At 49.9% G+C, this 23,005-nt stretch carries 25 protein-coding genes; 14 read left to right on the top strand and 11 right to left on the bottom strand.

Annotated elements, in window-relative coordinates; translation table 11 throughout:
* Window positions 1-773: 773 nt before the first annotated feature.
* On the bottom strand, window positions 774-1,703 hold the full coding sequence (gene hilD / locus ACLJRE_RS00870; RefSeq protein WP_000432701.1) for a transcriptional regulator HilD: 930 nt from the start codon (window positions 1,701-1,703) through the stop codon (window positions 774-776).
* A gap of 315 nt (window positions 1,704-2,018) precedes the next feature.
* Here hilD and prgH point away from each other — a divergent pair, with 315 nt between their 5' ends.
* From prgH to avrA, 10 genes are all read left to right on the top strand, one after another.
* Window positions 2,019-3,197, top strand: a complete 1,179-nt coding sequence (prgH, locus tag ACLJRE_RS00865) for a type III secretion system inner membrane ring protein PrgH (protein WP_000450196.1) — start codon at window positions 2,019-2,021, stop codon at window positions 3,195-3,197.
* A 24-nt stretch (window positions 3,198-3,221) separates the two neighbouring features.
* The gene (prgI, locus tag ACLJRE_RS00860; RefSeq protein ID WP_000235228.1) at window positions 3,222-3,464 is read left to right on the top strand and encodes a type III secretion system needle filament protein PrgI; all 243 of its coding nucleotides are present in this window, start codon (window positions 3,222-3,224) and stop codon (window positions 3,462-3,464) included.
* An 18-nt stretch (window positions 3,465-3,482) separates the two neighbouring features.
* Window positions 3,483-3,788: a type III secretion system inner rod protein PrgJ gene (gene prgJ / locus ACLJRE_RS00855; RefSeq protein ID WP_000020431.1), complete on the top strand. Its 306-nt coding sequence runs from the start codon at window positions 3,483-3,485 to the stop codon at window positions 3,786-3,788.
* Window positions 3,785-4,543 carry a type III secretion system inner membrane ring lipoprotein PrgK gene (gene prgK, locus ACLJRE_RS00850; protein ID WP_000621238.1) on the top strand — a complete coding sequence of 253 codons (759 nt, stop codon included), beginning with the start codon at window positions 3,785-3,787 and terminating at the stop codon, window positions 4,541-4,543. The genes prgJ and prgK overlap by 4 nt, the downstream gene beginning before the upstream one ends.
* Window positions 4,515-5,114, top strand: coding sequence for an oxygen-regulated invasion protein OrgA (gene orgA / locus ACLJRE_RS00845; protein ID WP_001591231.1), 600 nt, complete (start codon window positions 4,515-4,517; stop codon window positions 5,112-5,114). The genes prgK and orgA overlap by 29 nt, the downstream gene beginning before the upstream one ends.
* Window positions 5,071-5,742: a type III secretion system linker protein OrgB gene (orgB, locus tag ACLJRE_RS00840; protein ID WP_000916655.1), complete on the top strand. Its 672-nt coding sequence runs from the start codon at window positions 5,071-5,073 to the stop codon at window positions 5,740-5,742. Before orgA ends, orgB begins: the two co-directional genes overlap by 44 nt.
* Before the next feature lie 15 nt (window positions 5,743-5,757).
* On the top strand, window positions 5,758-6,210 hold the full coding sequence (locus ACLJRE_RS00835; RefSeq protein WP_000612177.1) for a type III secretion system effector protein OrgC: 453 nt from the start codon (window positions 5,758-5,760) through the stop codon (window positions 6,208-6,210).
* 343 nt (window positions 6,211-6,553) lie between these two features.
* Window positions 6,554-7,441 carry an invasion transcriptional regulator HilC gene (hilC, locus tag ACLJRE_RS00830; protein ID WP_000243998.1) on the top strand — a complete coding sequence of 296 codons (888 nt, stop codon included), beginning with the start codon at window positions 6,554-6,556 and terminating at the stop codon, window positions 7,439-7,441.
* A gap of 384 nt (window positions 7,442-7,825) precedes the next feature.
* A complete protein-coding gene (sprB, locus tag ACLJRE_RS00825) occupies window positions 7,826-8,581 on the top strand; it encodes a transcriptional regulator SprB (protein WP_001246665.1) in 756 nt (251 codons plus the stop codon).
* 160 nt (window positions 8,582-8,741) lie between these two features.
* Window positions 8,742-9,650 (top strand): type III secretion system YopJ family effector AvrA, encoded by a 909-nt coding sequence (gene avrA / locus ACLJRE_RS00820; RefSeq protein ID WP_077906402.1) that lies wholly within the window; start codon window positions 8,742-8,744, stop codon window positions 9,648-9,650.
* Between the two features lie 98 nt (window positions 9,651-9,748).
* On the opposite strand, the gene sitD is transcribed toward avrA, so the two are convergent.
* From sitD to sitA, 4 genes are read right to left on the bottom strand one after another with little or no spacing between them, the layout of a single operon-like run.
* Entirely contained in the window at window positions 9,749-10,597 is an 849-nt protein-coding gene (gene sitD / locus ACLJRE_RS00815; RefSeq protein ID WP_000480209.1) for an iron/manganese ABC transporter permease subunit SitD, read from the bottom strand.
* A complete protein-coding gene (sitC, locus tag ACLJRE_RS00810; RefSeq protein ID WP_001104336.1) occupies window positions 10,588-11,448 on the bottom strand; it encodes an iron/manganese ABC transporter permease subunit SitC in 861 nt (286 codons plus the stop codon). Before sitC ends, sitD begins: the two co-directional genes overlap by 10 nt.
* Window positions 11,445-12,266, bottom strand: coding sequence for an iron/manganese ABC transporter ATP-binding protein SitB (gene sitB / locus ACLJRE_RS00805; protein ID WP_410957290.1), 822 nt, complete (start codon window positions 12,264-12,266; stop codon window positions 11,445-11,447). Before sitB ends, sitC begins: the two co-directional genes overlap by 4 nt.
* A complete protein-coding gene (gene sitA / locus ACLJRE_RS00800; protein WP_000182930.1) occupies window positions 12,263-13,180 on the bottom strand; it encodes an iron/manganese ABC transporter substrate-binding protein SitA in 918 nt (305 codons plus the stop codon). Before sitA ends, sitB begins: the two co-directional genes overlap by 4 nt.
* Window positions 13,181-13,361: 181 nt before the next feature.
* On the opposite strand from sitA, the gene ACLJRE_RS00795 reads away from it, so the two are divergent.
* Entirely contained in the window at window positions 13,362-13,706 is a 345-nt protein-coding gene (locus ACLJRE_RS00795; protein ID WP_001117938.1) for a nitrous oxide-stimulated promoter family protein, read from the top strand.
* Between the two features lie 61 nt (window positions 13,707-13,767).
* Here ACLJRE_RS00795 and flhA read toward each other — a convergent pair whose 3' ends face one another.
* The 6 genes from flhA to hypA all read right to left on the bottom strand — a co-directional run bounded on the left by flhA (window position 13,768) and on the right by hypA (window position 19,753).
* Entirely contained in the window at window positions 13,768-15,846 is a 2,079-nt protein-coding gene (flhA, locus tag ACLJRE_RS00790; protein ID WP_000122691.1) for a formate hydrogenlyase transcriptional activator FlhA, read from the bottom strand.
* 218 nt (window positions 15,847-16,064) lie between these two features.
* Window positions 16,065-17,075, bottom strand: a complete 1,011-nt coding sequence (gene hypE / locus ACLJRE_RS00785; RefSeq protein WP_001059959.1) for a hydrogenase expression/formation protein HypE — start codon at window positions 17,073-17,075, stop codon at window positions 16,065-16,067.
* Window positions 17,072-18,193: a hydrogenase formation protein HypD gene (gene hypD / locus ACLJRE_RS00780; protein WP_001212962.1), complete on the bottom strand. Its 1,122-nt coding sequence runs from the start codon at window positions 18,191-18,193 to the stop codon at window positions 17,072-17,074. The genes hypE and hypD overlap by 4 nt, the downstream gene beginning before the upstream one ends.
* On the bottom strand, window positions 18,193-18,465 hold the full coding sequence (hypC, locus tag ACLJRE_RS00775; RefSeq protein ID WP_000334871.1) for a hydrogenase 3 maturation protein HypC: 273 nt from the start codon (window positions 18,463-18,465) through the stop codon (window positions 18,193-18,195). Before hypC ends, hypD begins: the two co-directional genes overlap by 1 nt.
* Window positions 18,456-19,328 (bottom strand): hydrogenase nickel incorporation protein HypB, encoded by an 873-nt coding sequence (hypB, locus tag ACLJRE_RS00770; protein WP_000337640.1) that lies wholly within the window; start codon window positions 19,326-19,328, stop codon window positions 18,456-18,458. The genes hypC and hypB overlap by 10 nt, the downstream gene beginning before the upstream one ends.
* A 68-nt stretch (window positions 19,329-19,396) precedes the next feature.
* A complete protein-coding gene (hypA, locus tag ACLJRE_RS00765) occupies window positions 19,397-19,753 on the bottom strand; it encodes a hydrogenase maturation nickel metallochaperone HypA (protein WP_000544461.1) in 357 nt (118 codons plus the stop codon).
* A 209-nt stretch (window positions 19,754-19,962) separates the two neighbouring features.
* Between hypA and hycA the strand changes: the two genes are divergently transcribed.
* The 3 genes from hycA (at window position 19,963) to hycC (ending at window position 23,004) form a co-directional block, all read left to right on the top strand.
* Entirely contained in the window at window positions 19,963-20,424 is a 462-nt protein-coding gene (gene hycA / locus ACLJRE_RS00760) for a formate hydrogenlyase regulator HycA (RefSeq protein ID WP_000158074.1), read from the top strand.
* 145 nt (window positions 20,425-20,569) lie between these two features.
* Window positions 20,570-21,178, top strand: a complete 609-nt coding sequence (gene hycB / locus ACLJRE_RS00755; RefSeq protein ID WP_023212172.1) for a formate hydrogenlyase subunit HycB — start codon at window positions 20,570-20,572, stop codon at window positions 21,176-21,178.
* Window positions 21,178-23,004, top strand: a complete 1,827-nt coding sequence (hycC, locus tag ACLJRE_RS00750) for a formate hydrogenlyase subunit 3 (RefSeq protein ID WP_000097027.1) — start codon at window positions 21,178-21,180, stop codon at window positions 23,002-23,004. The genes hycB and hycC overlap by 1 nt, the downstream gene beginning before the upstream one ends.
* Window position 23,005 lies beyond the last annotated feature (1 nt).

The raw sequence follows: 23,005 nt of genomic DNA, 5'->3' as shown, positions 1-23,005 counted from the left end.
CTTGGCCTCATTGCAATAGAGATTAGTTTTGTAGCTATCTTACTGCATTTTTTTTGGGTGTAAATGCTGCTTATTATATCTTCATGGTTAATGGTCTGATAATTACACCATCAGAACCATTTTTCTCGAAGATTTCCACTAAATGACCATTCGTTGAAAGTTTAAGAGTGTAATTTGTCTTAGGTGCCAAAATATAAATGAAAGACTGTTTTTAATGGTGCGCTTATTTTTATATTTTTTTGCAAAATAATGATATCGTCTTTTCTTTACTCCCTTCAGCTATAGCGTGAAAAAGGCAGGGGGGTTATGAGCAGTATCATCCTCAGGCTGGCCCCCAGGCATTATATCGATATCAGGAGGAAGAGAAGAGGTATGCCTGGCAGAAAGCTAACAAGCGTGACTGTTTCGGTGTAGACCGTTCAGGCAAATAGTTCTCAGAGGGAACGGATGATGTATAAATATGAATAAAATGCCGGCCTTAATCCACAGGATTAAAGCCGGAAGGAGATAGTGTCATCTGGACGAATTCTTACGCTGTGAATAAGGCAATATCGGTTTACTAGTCATCATAGCGATGACAAGTTCACAAAAATCGTGTTATATAATCAGCCTTACTTTAAATTACCAGAGATATCAGTATAAGCTGTCTTCCGGACAGAACAATGATATTGAATAGCCTCCCATTCTGATATAGCGTGTTAATGCGCAGTCTGAATTTTAAATTATTACAATTTTAATAAAAATCTTTACTTGAATGACAGATACAAAAAATGTTAATGGTTCGCCATTTTTATGAATGTCGATGGCGTAGTTTTAAAATATTTTTTGAAACATTGAATGAAGTAGGACGTGCTGTCATAACCACATTTTAATGCTACAGCATTAACATTATGGTTGCCTATGCGTAAAAGTTTTGCTGCCTGATTCATTCTTGCCGATAAGTAGATGTCGCTAAAGCTGGTACCTTCTTCTGCAAGTTTCCGTTTGAGCGTTGACGTACTCATAAATATATGATCGGCAACATCCGTAAGCTTCCACTGTCTACTGGGTGACGAAGATATAATGTTGTAAACGCGCTCCTTTAACGTTATCTGAGCCGAGCTAAGGATGATCTCATAACTCTCCGGGAGTCGGAGAAAAGCAGTAAGCAGGAACAGCAGAAAATAAGGAATTAACTCTTCATTTTCAATACAACTCTTGTTGTTACAGTTACTGCAACCTTTGCTTGTATCCTTCGTACAGGAGAACGCCGTTTTCAGATGTTCAAATACCTCTCTTCTGGCAGGAAAGTCAGGCGTATAGAAGATTTTCTGCGCTTTCTCTGTGGGTACCGCCATTTTTGTTTGCTGCTCGTTTGGGATAAGTGCATAGAGAGCGCCAAGTCGTTGCGTCGGTATCTCGAGTATATCGAAATCCATATGGCCATTGACTTCTTCAAGCGTCACGCTAACTACCTGCTCTTTTTTGAGCACCAACATCCCAGGTTCGTCACAGTAAATCGTATCGTGATTATTGCTAATCGTCAGTTTACCGCTCCGAAAGCAAACTAAAGTGAAACTGCTTACATAAAGATTTTTGATGGTAACCTGCTGAGTCTGACTTTTAATTTGCTGCCGGGTATTTGTCAAAAGTGATTTTAATTTCTGTAAGTTATCTGCGGCAGGACGCTGATGACTATTACTTACAAAGGTTACATTTTCCATATTATCCCTTTGTTGATGTTATTTTAATGTTCCTTACTGGTATCCTACTGAAAAAATCTGAGTTGTAAATGCTCTTTATTAGCGTGTGTTGGCAATGGTCTGATTGTTACACCAAAAGAACCCAAATTTGGGTAATTTATCTACAGTAGTTTAAGCCCCAATGGGGATGATGGTTCTTTTAATATGTGTTGAGACGCATTATACAGAATAAATTGATTTTATTTCTCACTTTTCATTCTATTTTCATCAGGAATCCCTGTGTCCTGTGCGGTAATCTGCTGCTATCGAGAACGACAGACATCGCTAACAGTATATATGGAAACATCAAAAGAGAAGACGATAACAAGCCCAGGGCCATACATAGTTCGATTACTTAACAGCTCACTGAACGGCTGTGAGTTTCCATTGCTGACAGGCCGAACACTCTTTGTGGTAGGTCAGAGTGATGCGCTCACTGCTTCAGGCCAACTCCCTGATATACCTGCCGATAGCTTTTTTATCCCGCTGGACCATGGCGGAGTAAATTTTGAAATCCAGGTGGATACGGATGCGACCGAAATTATACTCCATGAGCTGAAAGAAGGAAATTCTGAATCTCGTTCGGTGCAATTAAATACGCCAATACAGGTCGGTGAATTGCTTATCCTGATTCGCCCGGAAAGCGAGCCGTGGGTGCCCGAGCAGCCTGAGAAGTTAGAAACGTCTGCAAAAAAGAACGAGCCACGTTTTAAAAACGGAATTGTAGCAGCACTGGCCGGGTTTTTTATATTGGGAATTGGGACGGTGGGGACGTTATGGATACTTAACTCGCCGCAGCGGCAGGCCGCAGAGCTCGATTCGTTATTGGGGCAGGAGAAGGAGCGCTTTCAGGTGTTGCCAGGACGGGACAAAATGCTCTATGTCGCTGCGCAAAATGAAAGAGATACGCTGTGGGCTCGTCAGGTTTTAGCGAGGGGCGATTATGATAAAAATGCGCGAGTGATTAACGAAAACGAAGAAAATAAGCGTATCTCTACCTGGCTGGATACCTATTATCCGCAGCTGGCTTATTATCGGCTTCATTTCGATGAGCCGCGTAAACCCGTTTTCTGGCTAAGCCGCCAGCGAAACACGATGAGCAAGAAAGAGCTCGAGGTGTTAAGTCAAAAGCTGAGAGCGCTAATGCCTTACGCGGATTCGGTTAACATCACGTTGATGGACGATGTTACCGCCGCAGGCCAGGCGGAAGCGGGGCTAAAACAGCAGGCGTTACCTTATTCCCGCAGGAATCATAAGGGGGGCGTAACGTTTGTTATTCAGGGGGCGCTCGATGATGTAGAAATACTCAGAGCCCGTCAATTTGTCGATAGCTATTACCGCACATGGGGAGGACGCTATGTGCAGTTTGCGATCGAATTAAAAGATGACTGGCTCAAGGGGCGCTCATTTCAGTACGGGGCGGAAGGTTATATCAAAATGAGCCCAGGCCATTGGTATTTCCCAAGCCCACTTTAATTTAACGCAAATAAGGAAGTCATTATGGCAACACCTTGGTCAGGCTATCTGGATGACGTCTCAGCAAAATTTGATACGGGCGTTGATAATCTACAAACGCAGGTAACAGAGGCGCTGGATAAATTAGCAGCAAAACCCTCCGATCCGGCGCTACTGGCGGCGTATCAGAGTAAGCTCTCGGAATATAACTTGTACCGTAACGCGCAATCGAACACGGTAAAAGTCTTTAAGGATATTGATGCTGCCATTATTCAGAACTTCCGTTAATCAGTTATAAGGTGGATTATGTCGATTGCAACTATTGTCCCTGAGAATGCCGTTATAGGGCAGGCGGTCAATATCAGGTCTATGGAAACGGACATTGTCTCGCTGGATGACCGGCTACTCCAGGCTTTTTCTGGTTCGGCGATTGCCACGGCTGTGGATAAACAGACGATTACCAACAGGATTGAGGACCCTAATCTGGTGACGGATCCTAAAGAGCTGGCTATTTCGCAAGAGATGATTTCAGATTATAACCTGTATGTTTCTATGGTAAGTACCCTTACTCGTAAAGGAGTCGGGGCTGTTGAAACGCTATTACGCTCATGATTCGTCGATATCTATATACCTTTCTGCTGGTAATGACCCTTGCCGGCTGTAAGGATAAGGATCTTTTAAAAGGACTGGACCAGGAACAGGCTAATGAGGTCATTGCCGTTCTGCAAATGCACAATATAGAGGCGAATAAAATTGATAGCGGAAAATTGGGCTATAGCATTACCGTTGCTGAGCCTGATTTTACCGCTGCGGTGTACTGGATTAAAACTTATCAGCTTCCTCCCCGGCCGCGGGTGGAAATAGCGCAGATGTTCCCGGCGGATTCGCTGGTATCGTCTCCGCGAGCTGAAAAGGCCAGGTTATATTCGGCTATTGAACAGCGACTGGAACAGTCATTACAGACGATGGAGGGCGTGCTCTCCGCCAGGGTCCATATTAGTTATGATATTGATGCTGGTGAAAATGGCCGCCCGCCAAAACCTGTTCATCTGTCGGCATTAGCCGTATATGAACGAGGTTCGCCGCTTGCGCATCAGATCAGCGATATCAAGCGTTTCTTAAAGAATAGTTTTGCCGATGTGGATTATGACAACATTTCTGTTGTGTTGTCAGAACGTTCTGATGCCCAATTACAGGCTCCCGGCACACCAGTAAAACGTAATTCTTTTGCAACCAGTTGGATTGTGTTGATTATTTTGTTATCCGTGATGTCAGCAGGCTTTGGCGTCTGGTATTACAAAAACCATTATGCCCGCAATAAGAAAGGCATAACGGCTGATGATAAGGCGAAATCGTCAAATGAATAGGCAGCCATTACCCATTATCTGGCAAAGAATCATTTTTGATCCGTTATCGTATATCCATCCTCAGCGGTTGCAGATAGCGCCGGAAATGATTGTCAGACCCGCCGCCAGGGCGGCGGCAAATGAGTTAATACTGGCGGCATGGCGGCTTAAGAACGGAGAAAAGGAGTGTATTCAAAACTCACTGACGCAGCTGTGGCTGCGTCAGTGGCGCCGACTGCCGCAAGTAGCGTATTTACTCGGTTGCCATAAACTGAGAGCCGATCTGGCAAGGCAGGGAGCCTTGCTTGGCCTGCCGGATTGGGCGCAAGCATTTTTGGCAATGCATCAGGGAACAAGTTTATCTGTCTGCAATAAGGCGCCGAATCACCGGTTTTTACTTAGCGTCGGGTATGCACAGTTAAATGCCCTGAATGAATTTTTACCTGAATCTTTAGCACAGCGTTTTCCTTTGCTTTTTCCTCCATTTATTGAGGAGGCATCGAAGCAGGATGCTGTAGAAATGTCAATTTTGCTACTGGCCTTACAATATGCTCAAAAATATCCCAATTCCGTCCCCGCTTTCGCCTGTTGAGGGGATACTGATAAAGCGTAAAACGCTGGAACGTTATTTCTCTATTGAAAGATTAGAACAGCAGGCGCATCAACGGGCTAAGCGTATTTTGCGAGAGGCGGAAGAAGAGGCAAAGACCTTGCGGATGTACGCCTATCAGGAAGGTTACGAGCAGGGAATGATAGACGCGTTACAGCAGGTCGCCGCTTATCTTACTGATAATCAGACAATGGCCTGGAAGTGGATGGAAAAAATACAGATTTATGCCCGCGAGTTATTTTCAGCTGCGGTCGACCATCCCGAAACGCTTTTAACCGTCCTGGATGAGTGGCTAAGGGATTTCGATAAGCCTGAGGGGCAACTTTTTTTAACACTACCAGTTAACGCGAAAAAAGATCACCAAAAACTGATGGTGTTGCTTATGGAGAACTGGCCAGGCACTTTTAATCTTAAATATCATCAGGAACAGCGCTTTATCATGAGTTGCGGCGATCAGATCGCAGAATTTTCACCTGAACAATTTGTTGAAACGGCAGTAGGCGTCATTAAGCATCATCTTGATGAACTTCCACAAGACTGCCGGACGATTTCTGATAACGCCATTAACGCACTTATTGATGAATGGAAGACAAAAACGCAAGCATTGTAAAATGGAGGTTATAAGGTGATACCGGGTACGATTCCGACTTCTTATTTGGTCCCGACAGCGGATACTGAAGCGACGGGTGTGGTTTCGTTGAGTGCCAGGGCCGCTATGCTGAATAATGTGGATAGCGCGCCTTTAAGCAATGGCGGCGACGTTGATCTTTATGATGCATTCTACCAACGACTTTTGGCGCTTCCTGAGTCAGCCTCTTCTGAAACGCTTAAAGATAGCATTTATCAAGAGATGAATGCCTTCAAAGATCCGAAAAGTGGTGATTCGGCTTTTGTTTCTTTTGAGCAGCAAACGGCTATGCTACAAAACATGTTAGCAAAAGTTGAACCGGGCACTCATTTATATGAGGCTTTAAACGGGGTATTAGTTGGTACAATGAATGCGCAGTCACAAATGACCTCCTGGATGCAGGAGATTATTTTATCGGGCGGGGAAAACAAAGAGGCAATTGACTGGTGACCCCCATTGCTGGCGATTTGTGATAAGGTATGGTGTATACATTAGCAAATAATGCAGAAAATGCACCATGCCAGTGTATCTATCTTATTGATGTATATGGATTATTAAGGTATCTACCAGGCGTTTTATTCTGAAATGATTATATTAATATTGTAAGCTTCCATTACAAAATTGTGCATAAAGTTTGTAAGAGTATCTTTTTGTGACGAAATGAACGCGCGTTGGAATGTAATTATTGGCTATAATAATAAAAAAATCGGATTTAAATCATCTCTGTGAGTTTTAATTATTTGTTTATAAGAATATAACGATTTTGAGTTCCTTATAGCACACAGGATAAAATATGGTATTGCCTTCAATGAATAAATCAGTTGAGGCCATTAGCAATAATCACCTTCAACAGCCGAACAAATTTCCATTAATAAATGGATTAGCTGACGTAAGAGACTATTATGTCGCAAACTGCTTATTGTTTAAACTTAATAAAGGCAGTTTGCGAATTGAAAACGAATTTGGGGAGTTCATCGAACAATCTGCGCCGTGTTTATTTTTATTGGAAAAAGATCAAACAATCACGCTTAGTATGAGCGAAATAGAAGGGCATATTGATTTTTCTTCACTGGAAGTTTCCTATGACTTAATGCAAAAATTCTACAAAGTTTTTTACAGTACAAGAAACTATAATGATCGAGAGCTATCATTAAAAACGAAACCAAAGTATTTTTTTCATGCGGACTTGTTGCCAGGGATGAGTGATACTTTTGACTCTATTTTGCATGGTGTGGCATGTCCACGGGTTTGTAGTAACGTGAGTATTGATGATCATGATTATTCATATTTCTCATTGATGTATCTTATATCAGCATTTGTACGTAAGCCCGGTGGGTTTGATTTCCTTGAGCGAGCAATAAAAATTACGACAAAAGAGAAAGTTTATAACATTATTATCAGCGATCTCACCCGCAAATGGTCACAGGCTGAGGTAGCAGGAAAGCTGTTTATGAGCGTATCAAGTCTGAAGCGAAAACTGGCCGCTGAAGAGGTGAGTTTTAGCAAAATATATCTGGATGCTCGTATGAATCAGGCTATAAAATTATTACGTATGGGGGCTGGAAATATTTCACAAGTCGCGACGATGTGTGGCTATGATACGCCTTCTTATTTTATCGCTATTTTTAAACGGCATTTTAAGATTACACCGCTTAGCTTTATGCGTACGATGAACCATTGATTTGTGAAATTATTTTAAACGTTACTATCTGTTTGCGTTACAGATACCAAATATTTTTTTAATCGTAGTGTATATTTCAGTATCGCTACACCAGTGATATATAGTTAATGAAAGGGAATCGAAAGCGTTCATTGCCAGACATACATGGCCACCAGGCGTCGGGCAATCGTTGTACTCTAAGAGATTACAGTAAAGTAAAACAGCAAATTTAATCATTATCAGATTTGTAAAAGGAATTCATTTCGGTAACGACATTGCGCATGTAATAACGTATCTGGTCTTATTACCTTTGTAGTAAGAAGGCGTTATCTACTTGCGCAGTAGTCGCCCAGGAAGAAAAATCATTACCGAAGCTGTGGTCAGTTTTCAAAAAAGGATAAATAAATGAGAAATGTAATTATATACGGTATTAACTGGACTAATTGTTATGCCCTTCAGTCTATTTTTAAGCAAAAATATCCGGAAAAGTGCGTTAAAACGTGTAACTCATTAACTGCACTTTTGCATTCTCTATCCGATATGCCGGACGCCGGGCTGATTTTAGCTTTGAACCCGCATGAGCATGTTTATCTTTTTCATGCGTTGCAGACGCGGTTGCAGAACCGTAAAGTTTTGGTAGTGGCAGATCGCTTGTATTATATCGATCGCTGTGTGCTGCAATATTTTGGCGTTATGGATTATGTTTTAAAAGACGAACTATCCTGCGCTATCCGCTCGGATCGAGAGAAGCTTCGTCTTCCGGAAGCCTGGCTGCGTTTCTGCCACAGGCCACAAAAGAAAACCGTGGCTGCTACGTATGCTTTTAATGCCGGCGAGACGCCGGAAGAGGTATTGTTTAATATCAATCAATACGCCTGGTGGAATCTACCTCCCGGCGTCACTCAGGCGAAATATGCGCTGCTGATATTATTATCCTCGGGACATCCGGCAATTGAACTGGCGAAAAAATTTGGTCTGGGAACAAAAACCGTTAGTATTTATCGTAAGAAGGTTATGTATCGTTTGGGGATGGACTCTTCACCGCTATCGCTGTTCCGGGGACTGAAACTAGACGCGCATTTACAGCGCACTGCTTTTGCACATAACCCTGCTGTACCTGACGATAATTGCGCGTTACCGATTGCGGTAGGAATGAATTAAAATATTTTTTATCATTTATGACCATGTGTTGAGCTTTTATTATAAAAAAGATTTTTTGAGTAGTAATTCTTATATATAATCATCCGGAGGTGGTTGGTAGCCTGGCTCAATCATTGAGGCATATTTTTGCAGGCAATATATTGAATCTGAAAAGTTAAAGATGATATTTTCGGTGCAGGAGCTATCATGTGGAGGGAGAAGTATGCTAAGTCCTACGACTCGTAATATGGGGGCGAGTTTATCGCCTCAGTCTGACGTCAGCGGGGAGCTAAACACCGAAGCATTGACCTGTATTGTTGAGCGTCTGGAAAGTGAAATTATAGATGGCAGCTGGATTCATATCAGTTACGAGGAAACCGATCTCGAAATGATGCCTTTTCTTGTTGCACAGGCCAATAAGAAGTATCCAGAGTTAAATCTTAAATTTGTTATGTCAGTCCATGAGCTTGTTTCCTCTATAAAGGAGACCAGAATGGAAGGCGTTGAATCTGCCCGATTTATCGTAAATATGGGAAGTTCAGGTATCCATGTTTCAGTCGTCGATTTTAGAGTTATGGACGGAAAGACATCGGTGATTTTGTTCGAACCAGCAGCGTGTAGCGCTTTTGGACCTGCTTTACTGGCATTGAGGACCAAAGCAGCTCTTGAACGTGAACAATTGCCTGATTGTTATTTTGCTATGGTCGAGCTGGACATTCAACGAAGCTCTTCTGAATGCGGTATTTTTAGCCTGGCGCTCGCCAAAAAACTTCATCTTGAATTTATGAACTTAGTAAAAATTCATGAAGATAATATTTGTGAACGTCTGTGTGGTGAAGAACCTTTTCTCCCGTCCGATAAAGCAGACCGCTATCTGCCGGTGAGTTTTTACAAACATACTCAAGGCGTACAACGATTAAATGAATATGTGCAGGCCAATCCGGCGGCGGGAAGCAGTATAGTAAACAAAAAGAATGAAACGCTTTATGAGCGATTCGATAACAATGCCGTTATGCTAAACGATAAAAAACTCTCTATATCCGCTCATAAAAAAAGGATAGCTGAATATAAGTCTTTACTTAAACCGTAATGAAGTTATAAGGTTGCCTGCCAGAGGTAATCCTTCCAGCGCCATAAGACTACTCTATATTATGACCGTATGTTTCCTGAATAGCAGGCAAAAAAGTGTTAACCTTGCGCCTCTGGTACGATTTCATTACGCCTGTCGCGCCATGTTGCGTAAATAAATACCGCAATAAACACGATGGCAAATAATACCACGATGGTCGGCGCTGGCGCGCTATCAAGATAAAAAGACAGATAGACGCCCGCAAAAGCGGTAATAACTGACAGACTCACCGCTAATCCCAGCGCGCGCGCAAAGCGTCGCGTCAGCAAAATGGCAATTGCGCCGGGGGCGATAAGCAATGAAATCGACAGAATAATGCCCACCGATTTCAGCGTGGCGACGATAGTCAGCGCAATCATACATAGCAGACCATAATGCAGTAGCGTCGTATTCAGCCCGCTGGCTTTCGCCTGGTGCGGGTCAAAAGCGTGTAGCAGGAGATCTTTCCATTTCAGCCCTATGATTAACGCAATACCCAGTGCAATAACCGACGTTTGTACGATATCCCCCAGCGATACGCCCAGCATATCCCCAAACAGGATGTGATCCAGATGCACTTCCGATTGAATAGAAACATAGAGCACCAGACCTGCGCCAAACATCCCGGAAAAGACGATGCCCATCACCGTATCACGTTTGATGCGGCTGTTATCGTCCAGATAGCCGGTCGCGATAGCGCAAAATAATCCGGCAATGAAAGCGCCAATCGCCAGGGGGATCCCCACAATATATGCCAGCACGACCCCGGGGAATACCGCATGACTCATTGCGTCGCCCATTAACGCCCAGCCTTTTAACACTAAAAACACGGACAGTAAGGCGCAGGGAATCGCCACAATGACCGAAACCATAAGGGCGTTCACCATAAAATCAAACTGAAAGGGTTCCAGTAACGTTGTTAAGAACATGTCGGCTCCTTCTGCAGGCGGGCGCGTCGACGGTTGGCTAACAGACCGTGTTTCGGGGCGAAAATAAAGGCTGTGATGAACAGTAAGGTTTGCATGACGACAATAATTCCACCCGTGGCGCCATCCAGCCAGTAGCTAAGCCATGCGCCCAGAAAACTGGTCAGGCTGCCAATCACGACGGCAATCATGAGCAGACGTGGAAAACGGTCGGTGAGTAACCAGGCCGTCGCGCCCGGCGTGACGACGAGACAGATCACCAGGAACGCCCCAACGGTTTGCAGGGCCGCCACGGTGGAGACGGACAACAGAGTGAAAAACAACAGCTTTAGTCGACCCGGATTAAGCCCGATAGAACGCGCATGGGTTTCATCGAAAAAGACGACCATTAAATCTTTCCACTTTAACAGCAGAATAGTCAGCGAGACCGCGCCGATAATCGCCAGTTGCGCAATATCCGCTGGCGCGATAGCCAGCACGTTGCCGAGAATAATCGTCTGGATATTCACCGACATCGGATTGAGCGACACCATAAAAAGGCCGACGCCAAAAAAAGAGGAGAAGATAAGCCCGATAATCGCGTCTTCTTTCAGGCGTGAGCGTTGGTTAAGAAAGAGCATACTGCCTGCCGCCAGTCCGCCGGAAAGAAACGCGCCGAGCGAGAAGGGCAGCCCTAACATCCAGGCGCCAGCGACGCCAGGCACAATAGAGTGAGATAGCGCATCGCCAATGAGCGACCAGCCTTTGAGCATCAAATAGCAGGAGAGAAACGCGCACAGACCGCCCACCATCGCGGAGACCCACATCGCGTTGAGCATATACTGGTAGCCAAACGGCTCAACAAGCCAGTTCATGACGATTTTCCTCCGCTGGCCACGCGCCGGGAAATAAAGGGGCGCTCGTCATCGGTGATGATGTGCTCTTCACCTCCGCTTAGCGCGATATGACGTAGAACGCCGCTAAACGCCTGTTCCAGATTCGCGGCGGTAAACGTGGTTTCGGTAGGGCCGCTGGCCAGTACGGTTCCTTTAATCATTACCGTATAGTCGCAAAACTCGGTGACGGAGCCGAGATTATGCGTTGAGACCAGCATCGTGCGGCCTTCATCGCGCAGTTCCTGCAGTAGATCGATGATTCGCGCTTCGGTTTTTACATCCACGCCGGTAAAAGGTTCATCCAGCAGGATTACCTGTCCATCCTGAGCGATGGCCCTGGCAAGAAACACACGTTTTTTCTGCCCGCCGGACAGCTCGCCAATCTGCCTGTGACGATACTCCTGCATATCCACCCGCGCCAGCGCGGCGTCAACACAGGCGTGATCATGCGCAGTGGGGCGGCGTAGCCAGCCCATATGGCCGTAGCGTCCCATCATCACCACATCTTCTACCAGCACCGGAAATGACCAGTCCACTTCTTCCGATTGTGGAACATAAGCAATGAGGTTTTTTTTCAGCGCTTTGTTGACTGACTGTTGCAGGATAGTGATATCGCCCTGCGCAAGATGCACAAAGCCCATTAACGCTTTAAATAACGTAGACTTACCGGAACCATTTACGCCTACCAGCGCGGCGATTGAACCGCCAGGCACCTGAAAAGTGGCGTCCCGTAGGGCGGTATGACCGTTGCGATACGTCACCGTGACTTGATCAACGGTAATCGCAGATTGACTCATTGTTGACTCCTCAGTCCGTCGTTAATGCCGTTGACGATGGTTTCGGTCGTGACGCGCAGCAGATCCAGATAGGTTGGCACAGGGCCGTCAGCGGCGCTCAGAGAATCGACATACAGCACGCCGCCATAATGCGCGCCGGATTCACGCGCGACCTGGCGGGCCGGTTTATCGGAAACCGTACTCTCGCTAAAGATGGCGGGAATATGGTGCTTTTTAATGGTATCAATCACTTTACGCACCTGTTTTGGCGTCCCCTGTTGATCGGCGTTAATTGGCCAGAGATAAAGCTCTTTCATGTCGTTATCGCGCGCCAGGTAAGAGAACGCGCCTTCACTGGTGACCAACCAGCGCTGATCGGCGGGAATTTTTTCCAGTTCGGCACGCAACGGATCGGCCATCTGGCGAATTTTCGCTTTATAGCGTTCGGCGTTTTGCTTATAGATCTGCGCATTATCCGGATCGTACTTCACCAGGGCGTCTCGAATGTTATCGACATAAATCAGCGCGTTTTCTGCCGACATCCAGGCGTGCGGGTTCGGTTTACCGTTATACGGGCCTTCGGTAATGCCCATCGGTTTGACACCGGTGGAGACGACGACTTCCGGCACGCCGGAAAGGTGCTGATAAAAGCGGGCGAACCATCGCTCCAGGTTCAGACCATTCGCGAGGATAAGCTGTGCCCCCTGCGCTCGTTTAATATCGCCGGGCGTTGGCTGATACTCATGGATTTCAGCGCCGGGCTTGGTAATTGAGCTGACTTCCGCTGCGTCGCCCGCCACGTTTTTCGCCATGTCGGCAATAACGGTAAACGTGGTGATGACTTTAAATTTCTCTTTTGCATAGGCTGGCGATAGCGCGAGTATCGCAACAATACCGGCAATCAGGAGTGTTTTCAGACGATGTAGATTCGTCATAGTATCCCTCGCAACAATGTGGTTAATTAATCATCGAATATAGCCTTTGCTATGTTATATAGCACAAGGTATGAATAAATGAAAATAATTCTTATTTGCGAAATGGCGACGATATGCAGTGATAGTGCTAAAGAGGGATAAGGTGTAAAATAAATACACCTTAATGTTCGGAGAGAGCACGATGCCTGGTAAACGTATCGCTCGTGAAAAACTGACGATCAAAAAAATGATCGCGCTGTATGAAAGCCAGTGCCCACAGGCGTCAGCGGTGCAGGGGCATTACGACGCGCTGTTCGCCTACGCGCAAAAACGTCTTGATAAATGCGTATTTGGCGAGGAAAAACCCGCCTGTAAGCAGTGCCCGGTGCACTGCTATCAGCCGGCTAAACGCGAGGAGATGAAGCAGATTATGCGTTGGGCAGGTCCGCGAATGCTTTGGCGGCATCCTGTCCTGACCGTGCGGCACCTTATCGACGATAAGCGCCCCGTTCCGGAATTGCCGGAAAAATATCAGCGCAAGAAGTGAAGGGGAAGCGCCAGGCCTACGGCGCGCATCATCTCCAGGCCGGATCAGATCCGGCAACCCGTTACGCTAACGCGTCTTTATCAATACCCAATCGCTTCATACGCGACAGCAGGGTGGTTCGTTTAAGCCCCAGACGCTGCGCCGCGCCTTTTGGTCCAGCCACTACGCCATTGGTCTCTTTCAGCACGCGTATAATAAGCTGATATTCATCTTCGCCTTCTTTGGCGCTTTCAGTCGCAACAGGCGAGGTATCGGGCGTTACGGCGGTAATATCCGGCAGCGACAGTTGTAGCACATTGCCGCGCGTTAGCAGCACGGCGCGCTCGACGACATTCTCCAGCTCGCGAACGTTCCCCGGCCATTCCATGCCGCTGAGCGTGCGCAGCGTTTCGGCGGGAATGCTGTCGATATTACGCCCCATTCGGCGGGCGATTTTGAAGGTGAACGCTTTGACCAGTAGTGGAATATCTTCCGGACGTTCGCGTAACGGAGGAAGCTGGATCGGAAAAACATTCAGCCGATAGTAGAGATCGTTACGGAATTCGCGATCGGCGACCATTTTTTTCAGATCGCGGTTAGTCGCGGCGATCAGCCGCACGTCGGTCTGGATCAGTTTATTGCTGCCGAGACGTTCAAACTCTTGCTCCTGAAGGACGCGCAGCAGCTTAGGCTGTAGCTCCAGCGGCATGTCGCCCACTTCATCCAGAAACAGCGAGCTTTTATCCGCCAGCTCGAAACGGCCAATCCGCTGCGCGCTGGCGCCGGTAAACGCGCCGCGCTCATGACCAAACAGATCGCTTTCCAGCAGCCCCGCCGGCATCGCGGCGCAGTTCATCTTTACCATCCTGCGTCCGCTACGTCCGCTCAGGTTGTGAATGGCGCGGGCAATCAACTCTTTACCGGTTCCCGTTTCGCCCAGAATCAGCACGGTACTGTCGCTCTGCGCCACCATCTCAACCTGCTTTAGCACGTTGTACATCGCTTCGCTGCGTCCGATGATCTCGCCAAACTCGCTGTCGACGTTATTAAGCTGCTCCGTGAGCGCCAGGTTTTCGTCGACCAGGCGTTCCTTCAGTCGGTGGATTTCCTGATAGGCCAGCGCATTATCCACGGCAATGGCTACCCGTTCGGCAATCTGACGCAGCAGCTTGAGGTTGGCGGTGGTAAACACTTTTTCTTCGCACTGGGCCAGTTTGAGCACGCCAAGCATCGTCTTGCCGGACATCAACGGCAGCAGGCAAAGCGTCTGGATCTGATTGCCCCAGGTATCGAACAGCATGCGTTCGTAGGGGGCAAGCGGATCGCGTTCGTTGAGGTTGATAAGCAGCATCTCTTTACTTTTAAAGACGCGCTCCGTGAGCGTGCCGGCTTCGTCGACTTCGCTCTGTTCGTGCGCCGGATGATGCTCATCAAGGTAGTGGGTGGAGTAGATATTCAGCTTATTTTTGCGATGGCTGCGCAACACGATGCTGATTGCGTCGATATTGAAATAGTGGTGGATCTCTTTTGCGACTTCGCTTACCAGCTCATCAATATCCAGACGCGACAGGACGGCGTTGGTAATCGCAACCAGAATACGGAAGTTATCGCGTTCGCGGCACAACAGATCATAATCGACATTATTGTTTACCCGGTTTTGAATTTGCTCGGCGACCACGCCGACAATTTGGGTAAACGTATGCAGACGGTCATATTCCTTTTCACTCCAGGGGCGATCTTCCTGACGGATGAATTCGCAGCCGCCGAAAATACGGCCCTCCGCGGCTAAAGGAAGCAGACAGTAATGACCAAATTCAGGGTAGAGGCCGCTCGCGGCAAGCTGCGGCCAGGTTTCGGTAAACTCATGGAAATTACAGTGCAATGCATCGGGGCGAGAAAGGATGCGACGTACCGGGCCGTGCGCCAGTACGGTTTCATCTTCATATTCAACAGGACGGCCATTTTCTCGCGTCGCATAATATTGTGCGCGTTGCGACTGCGCCTGCCATAGCACAATGCCGGCGCTGTCGGCGAGCGCTGAACGCTTTACCAGTTGCGAAAGCGCTTCACTGAGCGACGCCAAATCGGGCTGCTGCAATAAGGTACGAGTGATATCGAACAAGCCTTGCTGTCCAAGATCGCTCATGGGTGTATACGACATGTTGCTTTTCCAGGAAAATACCGCAAAACGGTGCGAAAACGGTAAATGAATTATAGGTATAAGTCGTAAGTTATTGCCGGATGGCTGACCGCAAACTCGCTGGTCACACACTCCGTAGGCCTGATAAGCAAAGCGCCATCAGGCGTTCATGCAGCGTTAATGCCGGATGTCGACGCAAATGCGTCTTATCCGGCCTACAGTATGCTGCCAACAGGCTGCTAGCATATACGAGGTAATGGTTCGGCGTGTGGCAAATCAAGGGTTCGCTTCACGCCATAGAGTCCGGCTAAGCGAACGCCTTTGCGTTCCACGACTTCGCCAATCAGCGCTGCATCACGTCCCAGCGGATGCGCGCGTAATGCCGCCAACGCCCGATCTGCGGCCTGCCGTTCAACGGCAATCACCAGTTTTCCTTCGTTGGCAAAGTTCAGGGCATCCAGCCCCAACAGCTCGCAGACGCCGCGCACGGCAGGTTTGAGCGGCAGTGCGGATTCGGACAATTCAATACCGTAACCGCAGGACGCCGCAAACTCATGGGCGACCGCATTCACGCCGCCGCGCGTGGCGTCACGCAATGCCTTCACTCCGTCAATATGACGCAGCGTCTGAATAAGCGGCGTTAATACTGCGCAGTCGCTCGCCAGCTCGCCATCCAGCCCCAGTTGCTCACGCAGGTTGAGGATAGTGGCGCCGTGATCGCCAAGCGTACCGCTGACTAACAGCACATCGCCAACGCTCAGCGTTTGCGCGCCCCAGTGAATATCGGCGGGAATCGCCCCCATGCCGGCAGTGTTGATAAACAATTTATCCGCCGCGCCGCGCTGCACAACTTTGGTGTCGCCGGTTACAATGGCGATACCCGCTTCCCGCGCGGTCGCCGCCATGCTATTGACCACGCTTTTTAACGTCTCCATCGGCAGCCCTTCTTCAAGGATAAAGCCGCAGGAGAGATAGCGGGGGATCGCGCCGCTCACCGCTACGTCGTTCGCCGTACCGCAAATCGCCAGTTTGCCGATATTGCCGCCGGGGAAAAAGAGCGGATCAATCACATAGCTATCGGTAGAAAACGCCAGACGGTCGCCCTCCGCCGTCAGTTGCGCCAGCTCCAGACGCGCCTGATCTTCTTGTTCCGCCAGCCAAGGGTTGGCAAAGGCCTCCATAAACAGGCTATTAATCAACTGTTGCATAGCCTGGCCGCCGCTGCCGTGGGCGAGTTGTATATTGTTCAAACTTCACACTCCTGCTGACGATACTGATACCAGGCGGCGCATGCGCCTTCGGAAGAGACCATCAGCGCGCCGAACGCGGTCTCTGGATTACATGTTTTACCAAATAGCGGGCACTGATGCGGCTTGCATCTGCCGGTCAGCACTTCGCCGCAACGGGCGCGCGGATCGTCATAGACCTGTTGCGGCGCTGGGCGGAAATGCGCTTCGGCGTCAAAGCGCTGATACTCTGGCGTCAGGTGGACGCCGGAGGATTCAATCACGCCCAGACCGCGCCACTCGCTATCGCCATTAACGCAGAACACATCGGCGATGGCCTGCTGCGCCAGCATGTTTCCGGCATCCGGCACCACGCGACGGTATTGGTTTTCAACCTGGCTTAGGGCCGCTATTTTCTGCTCAACCAGCATGACCACGCCTTGCAGTAGATCAAGCGGTTCGAATCCAGCCACCACCAGCGGGCGATTAAAATCGGCGGCGATAAACTGGTACGCCTCGGTGCCGATGACCATGCTGACGTGGCCTGGCGCAAGAAAGGCGTCAATGCCGTTGTCCGGCTGCTCCAGTAAGCTACGCAGCGTCGGGATCAGCGTAATGTGCTGGCAGAAAAAGTAGAAGTTTCGCACGTCACGCTGTTTTGCCTGCTGTAGCGTGATGGCGGTGGTCGGCATGGTGGTTTCAAAGCCCAGCCCGAAAAATACCACTTTGCGGGTCGGGTTATCCTGCGCCAGTTTCAGCGCGTCCATCGGAGAATAAACAATACGCACATCCGCGCCGCGCGCTTTAGCCTGCAACAGAGACCCCTGTTTCCCCGGCACGCGCATAGCATCGCCAAAGGTGCAGAAAATCACCTCCGGATGGCTGGCGATTTCCACGCAACTGTCGATGCGTCCCATCGGCAGCACGCAGACCGGACAACCGGGGCCGTGAATAAACTCCACGTTTTCGGGCAGTAACTGATCGAGACCAAATTTAAAAATTGCGTGGGTATGACCCCCGCAGACTTCCATAATGCGCAACGGACGTTCGGCAGTGTAAGGAAGAAGGGCGGCGCGTTCACGCAGGTGTTCAATGAGCTGCATCACCTGTTCCGGCGCACGGTACTCGTCAACAAAACGCATTATCTCTCCTCACCATACAGCAGTGCGCCGACGTCCGGCTCAACATCAAACATATTTTGTAGCGCGTCGAGCGTGTCGCGCGCTTCCGCTTCGTTAATGACGCTCATGGCGAATCCGACATGAACCAGCACCCACTGACCCAGACGCGGCTGACCGTTTTCATCACAACTGCCGACTAATGTGAGATCGACGTCGCGCTGAATGCCGCAGACGTCAACTTTTGCCTGATTGCCGTCAATGGCGCGGATTTGACCCGGCACGCCTATGCACATCGCTGCGCCTCCAGCCAGGCCAGCCACTGATCCATGCCTTCGCCGCTGGTGGCGGAAATCAGGATAATTTCAATCTCCGGGTTCACTTCACGCGCGCTGGCGATGCACTTCTCAACGTCAAAATTGAGGTAGGGCAGCAGATCGACTTTATTGAGCAGCATGAGCGACGCAGCGGCAAACATATGGGGATATTTCAGCGGTTTATCTTCACCTTCGGTTACGGAAAGCACTGCGACTTTATGCTTTTCGCCCAGATCGAAGCTGGCCGGGCAGACAAGATTACCGACGTTTTCGATAAACAGAATACCGCGGTCATCCAGCGGCAGGCGCGGCGCGGCGTCGGCGATCATTTGCGCGTCAAGATGGCAGCCTTTACCGGTGTTGACCTGAATGGCGGGCGTGCCGGTAGCGCGGATGCGGGCGGCGTCGTTCACTGTCTGCTGGTCGCCTTCAATCACCGCGCACGGTACACGGTCTTTCAATTTCATCAGCGTTTCGGTCAGCAGGGTGGTTTTACCGGACCCGGGGCTGGACACCAGGTTGAGCACCAGTTGCTGGCGGGCGGCGAAACGGGCGCGGTTGCGCTCAGCCAGACGATTATTTTTGTCCAGCACGTCGATTTCAACCTCCAGCATCCGCCGCTGACTCATACCAGGCGCGTGGGTTCCGGCTTCGCCGTGGCCGTAATGCAGATCGCCTTCTGCGGTCTGACTTGGGGCAAAGTCAGGCGTTTTAATGCCGGTAATATTCAGCGCCGGGCGAGCCGCTGGGGCAAAGGGCGCGCTACGAAACGCTGAGTGCGGATTATGTTCATCGCCTTCTATATAAAGGTTGCCTTCAGCGCAACCGCAAGTCGTACACATCGCTTACTCCTGATCTTTTTCTTGTTACAGGCTTTCTGCCGGATGGCGACGCGAGCGTCTATCCGGCATTAATCTTCAGTTTCATCAATCTCTATGCGCCGAATTTGTAAGCCGTCATCGGCCACAATTCGCAGCGTATCGCTATGACATTGCGGACAACGACGTACACGGTGGGTTAACAACGTGACATATTGTTGACAATGCTCACACCAGCATTCGGCTTCCTGTTCTTCGAGGTGCAGTTTACAACCTTCTGCTATCGTGCCGCGGCATACCAGATCAAAACAAAAGGAAAGAGCGCTGGTTTCCACGCAAGAAAATGCGCCAATTTTGATCCAGACGGCTGTCACACGTTTTGCACCGTATGCTGAAGCCTGTTGTTCAATCAATTCCAGTGCCCGTTGGCAGAGGGTGATTTCGTGCATATCGCCTCCCGTAGTGGTTGCCCCTGTAAAGCAATATTTATGCCAATATTTTTATCCCCTGGCAGGTTAATGTCGACGATGACGAAATGACATGTCGTCACCGCGTCGAAACGGCAGTTACTGTGCGCGTCTGCCATTAAAAACAATAAGTTAAAAATTGGCATGGAAAATGCTTAACGCAGGCATCTCTGTTAAACGGGTAACCTGACATGACTATTTGGGAAATAAGCGAAAAGGCCGATTACATCGCGCAACGGCATCGTCGCCTACAGGACCAGTGGCATATTTACTGCAATTCGCTGGTTCAGGGGATCACCCTCTCGAAAGCGCGCCTGCATCACGCAATGAGCTGCGCGCCGGAAAGGGATCTTTGCTTTGTCCTGTTTGAGCACTTTCGTATTTACGTCGCGTTGGCGGATGGTTTTAACAGCCACACCATTGAGTACTACGTTGAAACCAAAGATGGCGAAGATAAGCAATTGATTGCACAGGCGCAGCTCGATATCGACGGCAAGGTTGACGAACGGGTTAATAACCGCGATCGCGAGCAGGTGCTGGAGCACTATCTGGAAAAAATCGCCAGCGTTTACGACAGCCTCTATACCGCTGTAGAAACCAACTCGCCGGTTAATTTGCGTCAATTGGTAAAGGGTCACAGCCCGGCGGTATAAGCCTGAGGCGTTGCCCGCTTTGATTCGCGATGTGGCGTTGCGCCATGTCATGAATGTTTTGGGGATGGGCGTGTCGATAAGTGTCGAAAATGACATTTCAACGGCATGTTTTCGTCAAAAATGACAATCACCTGAGGAATGCCTGGTGAATCGTTTTGTAATTGCTGACTCCACTCTCTGTATCGGCTGCCACACCTGTGAGGCCGCCTGTTCAGAGACGCATCGCCAGCATGGCCTGCAGTCAATGCCGCGCCTGAAAGTGATGCTGAATGAAAAAGAATCTGCGCCGCAGCTTTGTCACCACTGTGAAGATGCGCCATGCGCCACGGTATGCCCGGTTAACGCGATTAATCGCGTTGACGGCGCTGTCCAGCTTAATGAAAGCCTGTGCGTGAGCTGCAAACTGTGCGGTATTGCCTGTCCGTTTGGCGCTATTGAGTTTTCCGGCAGCCGTCCGCTGCATATTCCGGCGAACGCCAATACGCCGAAAGCGCCGCCCGCGCCGCCAGCGCCTGCGCGCATCAGTACGTTGCTCGACTGGGTGCCGGGCGTACGCGCTATCGCGGTGAAATGCGACCTGTGCAGCTTTGACGAGCAAGGCCCGGCCTGTGTGCGGATGTGCCCGACTAAAGCGCTACACCTGGTGGAGAACACGGATATCGCCCGCGCCAGCAAACGTAAACGTGAGCTGACGTTTAATACCGATTTTGGCGATCTCACCTTGTTTCAGCAGGCTCAGAGTGGGGATGCATAATGAGTTCACTTTCACTGATTACTAGCGGCGTCGCGTGGTTTGCCGCCGCCGCCGTTCTGGCGTTTCTGTTTTCGTTTCATAAAGCGCTGAGCGGCTGGATTGCCGGTATCGGCGGCGCGGTCGGCAGCCTGTGTACGGCTGGCGCGGGGTTCACCGCACTGACCAGCGCCGTTACGGTGAGCGGCGTGATGCCGTTTACCGGCCACATGCTGCAAATTACGCCGCTGAATGCTATCTGGCTGATTACGCTGGGGCTGTGCGGCCTGTTCGTCAGCCTGTTCAATATCGACTGGCATCGCCATCCACAGGTAAAAGCCAACGGACTGTTGATCAACCTGCTAATGGCGGCAGCCGCCTGCGCCGTGGTCGCCAGTAATCTGGGGACGATGGTGGTGATGGCGGAAATCATGGCGCTCTGCGCCGTGTTCCTCACCGGCGGTAGCAAAGAGGGCAAACTGTGGTTTGCGCTGGGCCGTCTCGGTACGCTGCTGCTGGCAATCGCCTGCTGGCTGGTGTGGCAGCGCTACGGCACGCTGGATCTGGGGCTGCTGGATCAACGCGCTCAGCAACTGCCGCTGGGCTCCGATATCTGGCTGCTCGGCGTTATCGGTTTTGGTCTGCTGGCCGGGATTATCCCGCTACACGGTTGGGTGCCGCAGGCGCACGCCAACGCCAGCGCTCCCGCCGCCGCGCTGTTCTCGACCGTGGTGATGAAAATCGGGCTGCTGGGCATTCTCACGCTATCTCTGCTTGGCGGCAATGCGCCGCTGTGGTGGGGCGTGGCGCTGTTGGTGCTTGGGATGATCACCGCCTTTGTCGGCGGTCTGTACGCGCTGATGGAGCATAACATTCAGCGCCTGCTGGCCTATCACACGCTGGAAAATATCGGCATCATTTTGCTCGGGCTGGGCGCAGGCGTTACCGGGATTGCTCTCAATCAGCCGGTACTGATCGCGCTGGGTCTGACCGGCGGGCTCTATCACCTGCTGAACCATAGCCTGTTTAAAAGCGTGCTGTTTCTGGGCGCGGGCAGCATCTGGTTCCGTACCGGTCATCGCGATATCGAAAAACTGGGCGGTATTGGTAAACGGATGCCGGTTATTTCTATCGCCATGCTGGTCGGTCTGATGGCGATGGCCGCGCTGCCGCCGCTGAACGGCTTTGCCGGCGAGTGGGTGATTTACCAGTCCTTCTTCAAACTGGGCAACAGCGGCGCGTTTGTTGGTCGTCTGTTAGGACCGCTGCTGGCGGTTGGCCTGGCGATTACCGGCGCGCTGGCGGTGATGTGTATGGCGAAAGTTTACGGCGTGACGTTCCTTGGCGCGCCGCGCACGAAGGAAGCTGAAAACGCCAGCTGCGCGCCGATCCTGATGGGCGTCAGCGTGGTGGCATTGGCGATTTGCTGCGTACTGGGCGGGGTTGCCGCGCCGTGGCTGCTGCCGATGATTTCCACTGCGGTACCGTTGCCGCTGGAAACCGCGCACACCACCGTATCGCAGCCGATGATCACGCTGCTGTTGGTCGCCTGTCCGCTACTGCCGTTCATCATTATGGCGATGTTCAAAGGCAACCGTCTGCCGTCGCGTTCTCGCGGCGCGGCCTGGGTGTGCGGCTACGACCATGAGCAGTCGATGGTGATTACCGCGCACGGTTTCGCCATGCCGGTGAAAGAGGCCTTTGCCCCGGTACTTAAACTGCGTAAATGGCTGAACCCGGTATCGCTGGTGCCGGGCTGGCAGAACGCGGCGGCCGCGGTGCTATTCCGTCGTCTGGCGCTGATTGAGCTGGCGGTGCTGGTGGTGATTGTGGTTTCACGAGGAGCCTGAA

The organism is Salmonella sp. SAL04157, assembly GCF_046551635.1.
GTDB lineage: Bacteria > Pseudomonadota > Gammaproteobacteria > Enterobacterales > Enterobacteriaceae > Salmonella > Salmonella enterica.
Note: the sequence above shows the minus strand (reverse complement) of the source record. Positions and strands in the feature narration are given on the sequence as shown.